The following is a 5,931-nucleotide window of genomic DNA, read 5'->3' on the forward strand; positions in this document are numbered from 1 at the left end:
TGCTGGTCCACGGCATCCGCCCACCACGCGTGCGGTTCCGGTCGACGATCGGCGATGCTGTCGTAGCCGCCCACAACAAGGCGGATGCCGAAGACGCCATGCCCGCCCTCACCCCGATCTGAGGAGGCAAGTCTTTCCAGCTGGGCCGTGATTTTCGCTGATGCGCGCTGACGGTCCCTGGATCCTGGTCCGGCCGAAGGGTGAACTCCGGGGTTGATACAGAACCCGGCTCAAGCTTGCGCGACACTCCCAACGATACCAGCGACGGCCGTGAGGGCGACGACAATCCAAGGTGGCGCCCGCCAGACGGTCAGGAGCACGTAGGCTACCGTGGCGAGCGCGAAGTCGCGGGGTGCGCCAACCGCGCTTACCCAAACCGGATCGTACAAGGCCGAGCCCAGGATGCCGACCACGGCTGCGTTGGTGCCGCGCATCGCCGCCTGCGCCAGGAGCCGCGTCCGGAACGCATCCCAGAAGGGTAGCATCCCGTAGACCAGCAGGATGCCGGGCAGGAAGATCGCCGCCAGTGCGATCGCCGCACCGACAACACCGTTGGGAGCAGGCTGCACGACCGCCCCGAGATAGGTCGCGAAGGTGAAGAGCGGCCCTGGGACCGCCTGGGCCGCGCCATAGCCGGCGAGGAACGTATCAGGACTCACCCAGCCCGGATCGACCACAGCCGCCCGCAGCAGCGGCAGGACGACGTGGCCTCCGCCGAACACGAGGGCGCCGGAGCGGTAGAAGGCGTCGAACAACGCCACGGCTTGAGAGTGCAGGACCGCCACCAAGAGGTGAGGCACGACGAGCAACAGCAGGAAGGCAGCCAGTGCGACCATGCCGGCCTGGCGCGAGACCGGGAAGATGAGGTGGCCGCCAGCCGGGACATCGCCTGAGCGGCACAGCGCGAGGCCCGCAACCGCGCCGAAGGCGATGGCCAGGATCTGTCCGAACGCGCCGGCAAGGAACACCGTCAGCAGGAGCGCGCCAACGGCAATGGAGGCTCGTGGCCGGTCCGGCGCGAGCGAGCGGGCCATACCCCAGACCGCCTGTGCGACCACCGCCACCGCGACGAGCTTGAGGCCATGGATCAGGCCCTGCGCGGTCGGTCCGGTGAAGGCGCTCGCCCCGTAGGCGAAGGTGAGCAGCAGAAGGGCGGAGGGCAGCGTGAATGCCGTCCAGGCGGCGAGGCCACCAAGCAGCCCGCCGCCCCGCAGCACGCCGAGCGGGAACCCAACTTGGCTCGATGCGGGGCCCGGTAGGAACTGGCAGAGCGCCACGAGGTCCGCATAGCCGGCCTCGTCGATCCAGCGGCGGCGGGTCACCAGTTCGTCCCGGAAATAGCCCAGATGCGCGATAGGACCGCCGAAGGAGGTCAGGCCGAGTTTGAGGAAGGCCAGGAACACCTCTCCCGGCCTGCCCGGCCCGGCCGAGTGGCCAGCCTCTACTGGGGCCAAAGCAGGAGAGATCATGATCACGGGGTCGATCCTCTAGGCGGGCTCGAAGGCGTTGGCCAGGTCGAGACCAACAATGTCAGCACCGGAGCCAGACGGTCAGGACGCTCGCCACGAATGCGGCAAGAGCACAGGTCTCGCCGACACGACTGAAGCCGGCTGTAGAGAGTGCCGCAAGGGCGCCGGTCACCACGAGGACGACGCCGAGGACGAGCAACCGGTCGATGAGCCAGTTCATGGTCATGGCTCTGTCCGGACCTCAGAGGCGGCGGTGCCACTCGCCGCTCGGCGGGGCAGTATTCGCGTGCCCTGCGACGTGAGGAACCACAGGCCCGCGTGGTCGCGCCCGTCCCGGACCGGAGACCTCGGCCTGACGAGCCCGCGACTGAGCAGTGAGCGGACGGTGCGCATCTCCCAAGGCCCGAGCGAGACCAGCGGCCCCTCTCGGTCCAGGCGCCGAAGCATGGCCCGTTGCACAGGGGTCAGCTCGCGCCACAGCGCCGATGTCTCTCGCTGGCCCATCTTAAAATTGGAATTAGTACAATCTGTGCCCCGCGTGCAATCTATCGCCGTGCTAGGCTCCATGCCTGCCGATGAGCGGTAATGACATGGGCGCCAAGTTGATGCTGTCAGCGCTGCTGCCCCAGCCGGGCGCGGCCCGCGGGGCGAGTCAAAGAGGCTCGTTGTCGGAAACCTAGCCCGCGTTCGGGTTGCTGCCCGTGCGTTGAAGCTGGGCCCGCATCTGCCGGAGGGTGAGCGCCGGCGCGCAGGTCGTGATCGCGGCCATCTGCGTCACCATCGGCGCGCAATTCGGACTGAGCGGCGTCAGGCTTGGCTGGTCGGCCGCTTCGGCCTGCATGGTGCCGGTGGCTCTCCTCGTTCTGAAGGCCTGCCCCATTGAGTGGAGGGTGCAACTCTCGTCAGCGGTGCGGATCGCCTGGGCAGGTGCGGGGTTCGTCGCTGCCTTCTTCACAGTCCGTCATCTGATGGACGGCCTGGGCTCGCCGATCTGGATCGGGTCCTTGGTTGGGACCGGGCTTGGCCTCGCGCTCTACACGGCCCTGATCGAGTTTTTGCTGCTGCCCGGCTATGTCACCGCGGCTCTGCGAAGCCTCAGGGCCATGGTCACCTTGCGGACTACCGGGTCACCACTCACTAGCATGTCTCGTTCAGTGGCCTGAGCCGGCGATGGCATTCTCAGTTACACCTTGTGCACAAACGCATACAGAAGAGGCATCTTGCCCCTGACTTTCTGAGCCAGTCTGCTCTTACGCAGTCAGCAGAACTTCGTCAGGAGCATCGTCAAGGCTCGCACAGGGTCAACATCAGCGGCCGGTTTGCCGGATGCTCGAGTTCGCCCGGCTGCACGGGATGAGCCAGCAGTTCGCGGACCTCGGCATCAGTAGTCTGTGTGAAGTCCTCATACGAGGCTCCAACCGTCCGAAACGGCTCAGGCACCATGGCGCAGACGAGTTCGTCTGCCTCACCTCGCAAACGCTCACAGGTTTGGCGCGCCGCCGTTGGTACCGCGACGACGACCCGTGCAGGATGCTGCTGCCTGACCGACTGCACCGCGGCCTGCATGGTTGCGCCGGTCGCCAATCCGTCATCGACAAGGATCACCGTGCGGTCACGGATCTCGGTGGATGGTCGGCCGTTGCGATATAGCCGCTCGCGCCGCGTGAGTTCCTCCAACTCCCGGCTTGCGACTGCGTCGATGACGTCTTCTGGGATACGGAGCGACCTCACAACATCCTGGTTCAGGACCCGGATGCCGCCGCTCGCGATCGCGCCCATCGCGAGTTCCTCATATCCCGGCACCCCCAGTTTGCGCACCACGAACACATCGAGTGGGGCACCGAGTTTGCGCGCGACTTCGGCTGCGACAGGCACGCCTCCGCGGGGCAAGGCGAGAATGACGGTCTCGGGGCGATGGGCATAGGGCACCAACTTCTCGGCCAGCTCCCGTCCAGCCTCATGACGATCTCGGAAAACTCGCATGGCCGTCGCTCGATTTCACGTAGCGCCATTCCATTCTGGAGGCGGGCGCGGCGATGCCATTGATCCAGCTCAAAGGAGTGCTCACGGCGATGCTGCACTCGCCGCGGATGCCTTGCAGGACGGGCAGTGCCCGTCGAACACCTCCCGCGCACGGACAACGCAGGCGCTCCCCAGCGGCAGCTTCTTACCCTCGTGGTCGATGCCAATGTTTCAGACCGCACTCTCCGCTGTGGTCGCTGGCCGCACGAGGGCCCGAGGTCGGCAATCAGCGTGCCGTGGGCGGCCGGAGGCAGCATCGGCGCATCCGACCAAAGCTCTGGCTCGAGGTGGTGGCGAAGTCAGCCGAGTAACGAGCCCCTGCGGACCGGCTGAGGCCGGGCGGGAGCTCAGCATGATGCGCTGGGGCTTCCCGCCTCCGCCGAAGCTTGGCCCGCAGCCGGTCACAAACGTGCGCAACGTCGCCTCGCTACACCTCGCCGTACTGGCGACCCTGGCTGAAGCCGGAGTACCGCTGTCTCGTGCCGGCCTTGTCCTTCAGCGAGTTTGCCGACACCAAGCCGCGGAAGACGCCGGTCTGGTTTGCTCTCAATGATGACCGGCCGCTGTTTGCCTTCGCAGGCATCTGGCGGCCCTAGACGGGTGTGCGCGGGCCGAAGCGCGACGGGTCGGTCGAGGAGGAACACTGGCGCTACAGCTTCGTCACGACCGAGGCGAACGGCGTGGTCGGGCCTGTGCACCCGAAGGCGATGCCGGTGCTGCTGACGAGCGAGCGGGAGTGGCGCACCTGGCTTGAAGCGCCCGCCGAGGAGGCGCCGAAGCTGCAGCGGCCAATGCCAGATGAGATGATGAAGGTTGTCGCGCGCGGTGCTCGCAAGGACGAGGGATAGACGGCTAGATCACGACAGAGGCGGCAACTCGCGCTGTGAAATGCTTTTCTGCTCTTCTAGAGATCTCGTTCTAGATTTCCTTGCCGGAGTGATGATGTAGGCCGCGCGAGGGGTGCGCAAATTTGGACCTGCAAAGTGACAGAGGAAATGCAGGGGCAGAGCCCCGCCCTCGTTGAACTCCCCGGCGGCATCGTCTCGGCCTACGTCTCTAACAATCCTGTGCCAGTGGCCGAACTGCCGCCCCTGATCGCTAGCGTGCACACGGCGCTGCATGGTCTTGCCAGCAGTGCACCGCAGACCGGTGCCGAGGAAGAGGTTCAGACGGCCACGCCGTCGCAGGTTCGCAGGTCGATCACGCCGGACGCGCTGATCTCCTTCATCGACGGCAAGCCCTACAAGACGCTCAAGCGCCACCTGACCGGCCACGGGCTCGACCCCTACAGCTACCGGGCCCGCTTCGGCCTGCCGGCCGACTACCCGATGGTCGCCGCCAACTACGCCGCCCAGCGCTCGGAACTCGCGAAAGCCATCGGCCTCGGCCGCCCGGGCGCTCAAGCTCCGGTGGAGCAGCCGAAGGGCCGTAGCCGGCGCAACGCTGCCTGAGGAGCTACGACTCGTTCCGGCCCTCGGGCGAGCCGCGACTTGCAGCCTACCTACTGGCGAGGCCTCAGCGGAAGGAGTCCGTGTCCGAGCTTTCCAACCCGCAACGGCCTTGTTCGATTGGCCTGCGGGCGGCCGAGTCCGCTGGCTGGTCGATTCACCATGGCGCTGTACGCCATCCGGCGGAGAACCGTGTAGCGGTTCCCGCGCAGGCGCGATGCTTGGAACATGATCTCCACCACAGGGCCCTCAGTCACTCCAAGTCTAGAAAATAGTCCCATGGCGCAGCCGCACCGGAGGCAGAGATGGAACTCTTTTCACATAAGCCCTTGGGAAAGTCCGCTTCCAATGAGATGAAAAGGAACACATCGTATTTCCTCAATGGAATTAGCATAGTATGCGTCGGCATACCTTTCTCTGGTTTGCTGTTGAGATTGCTGCGAGATGATGCACGATCAGACTCATTTGGCGCGGCGTACTCTCGGCTTTCTGCCTTTCTCGAAACAGATGCGGGCACTTATTGCGTTGTTTTGGCCGTGGTCGCGATCCTGTTCAGAGCGAGCGCATGGCGTACAATCGCCGGAATAGAGGATTGAGGCTGGCACTGAGCGCCGGAGGTAGTGCGCCGAGGCACAAACAGGCGCTCGGCGAGAAATGCGCCGCTAAGGCCGGCTGCGAGGTATGCGGAAGCGGGACAGGCCGGGTTCGGTGGTTCGCGCACTCGAACTTAACCACAGCCCTACGCGGGCGTACGCGCGAATACCCTTACGGCGAAGGCACTGGCGTGGTCCTCGTTCGCAGCGCATGCTGACGGACTAGCGGGGGAATCTTGTCATGTCTTGGATCGGATGGCTCCTCGGACGTCTGTCGGGAGGCACGGGCACTGCGAGACTCGTTCTTCTCCGCAGGAGCGGGCAACAGCATCGTGTCAGAACGTCGGGCTCGGGGTCAGAACCACTAGTTGCCGATCCATCGTGCGAGCAATTACGCGG

General features: G+C 65.4%; 5 protein-coding genes and 1 pseudogene. 3 read left to right on the forward strand and 3 right to left on the reverse strand.

Going from position 1 to position 5,931, the window contains the following annotated elements:
• Positions 1 to 230: 230 nt before the first annotated feature.
• Both chrA and WDW90_RS34145 read right to left on the reverse strand, forming a co-directional pair.
• Positions 231 to 1,469, reverse strand: a complete 1,239-nt coding sequence (gene chrA, locus WDW90_RS34140) for a chromate efflux transporter (RefSeq protein WP_336492154.1) — start codon at positions 1,467 to 1,469, stop codon at positions 231 to 233.
• Between the two features lie 61 nt (positions 1,470 to 1,530).
• Positions 1,531 to 1,695: a hypothetical protein gene (locus WDW90_RS34145; protein WP_336492147.1), complete on the reverse strand. Its 165-nt coding sequence runs from the start codon at positions 1,693 to 1,695 to the stop codon at positions 1,531 to 1,533.
• Positions 1,696 to 2,203: 508 nt separating this feature from the next.
• Here WDW90_RS34145 and WDW90_RS34150 point away from each other — a divergent pair.
• On the forward strand, positions 2,204 to 2,632 hold the full coding sequence (locus WDW90_RS34150; RefSeq protein WP_336492148.1) for a hypothetical protein: 429 nt from the start codon (positions 2,204 to 2,206) through the stop codon (positions 2,630 to 2,632).
• A gap of 121 nt (positions 2,633 to 2,753) precedes the next feature.
• Here WDW90_RS34150 and WDW90_RS34155 read toward each other — a convergent pair whose 3' ends face one another.
• Positions 2,754 to 3,452, reverse strand: a complete 699-nt coding sequence (locus WDW90_RS34155) for a phosphoribosyltransferase (protein WP_336492150.1) — start codon at positions 3,450 to 3,452, stop codon at positions 2,754 to 2,756.
• 316 nt (positions 3,453 to 3,768) lie between these two features.
• On the opposite strand from WDW90_RS34155, the pseudogene WDW90_RS34160 reads away from it, so the two are divergent.
• Both WDW90_RS34160 and WDW90_RS34165 read left to right on the forward strand, forming a co-directional pair.
• Positions 3,769 to 4,339, forward strand: a pseudogene (locus WDW90_RS34160) (SOS response-associated peptidase).
• A gap of 135 nt (positions 4,340 to 4,474) precedes the next feature.
• Positions 4,475 to 4,942, forward strand: a complete 468-nt coding sequence (locus tag WDW90_RS34165) for a Ros/MucR family transcriptional regulator (protein WP_336492152.1) — start codon at positions 4,475 to 4,477, stop codon at positions 4,940 to 4,942.
• Positions 4,943 to 5,931: the final 989 nt, after the last annotated feature.

Source organism: Methylobacterium nigriterrae, from assembly GCF_037106235.1.
GTDB lineage: Bacteria > Pseudomonadota > Alphaproteobacteria > Rhizobiales > Beijerinckiaceae > Methylobacterium > Methylobacterium nigriterrae.

Excerpts from the sequence above, each read along its gene's own strand:
- chrA (WP_336492154.1), bottom strand. The coding sequence starts at position 1,469 with ATGATCTCTCCTGCTTTGGCCCCAGTAGAGGCTGGCCACTCGGCCGGG.
- WDW90_RS34145 (WP_336492147.1), bottom strand. The coding sequence starts at position 1,695 with ATGACCATGAACTGGCTCATCGACCGGTTGCTCGTCCTCGGCGTCGTC.
- WDW90_RS34155 (WP_336492150.1), bottom strand. The coding sequence starts at position 3,452 with ATGCGAGTTTTCCGAGATCGTCATGAGGCTGGACGGGAGCTGGCCGAG.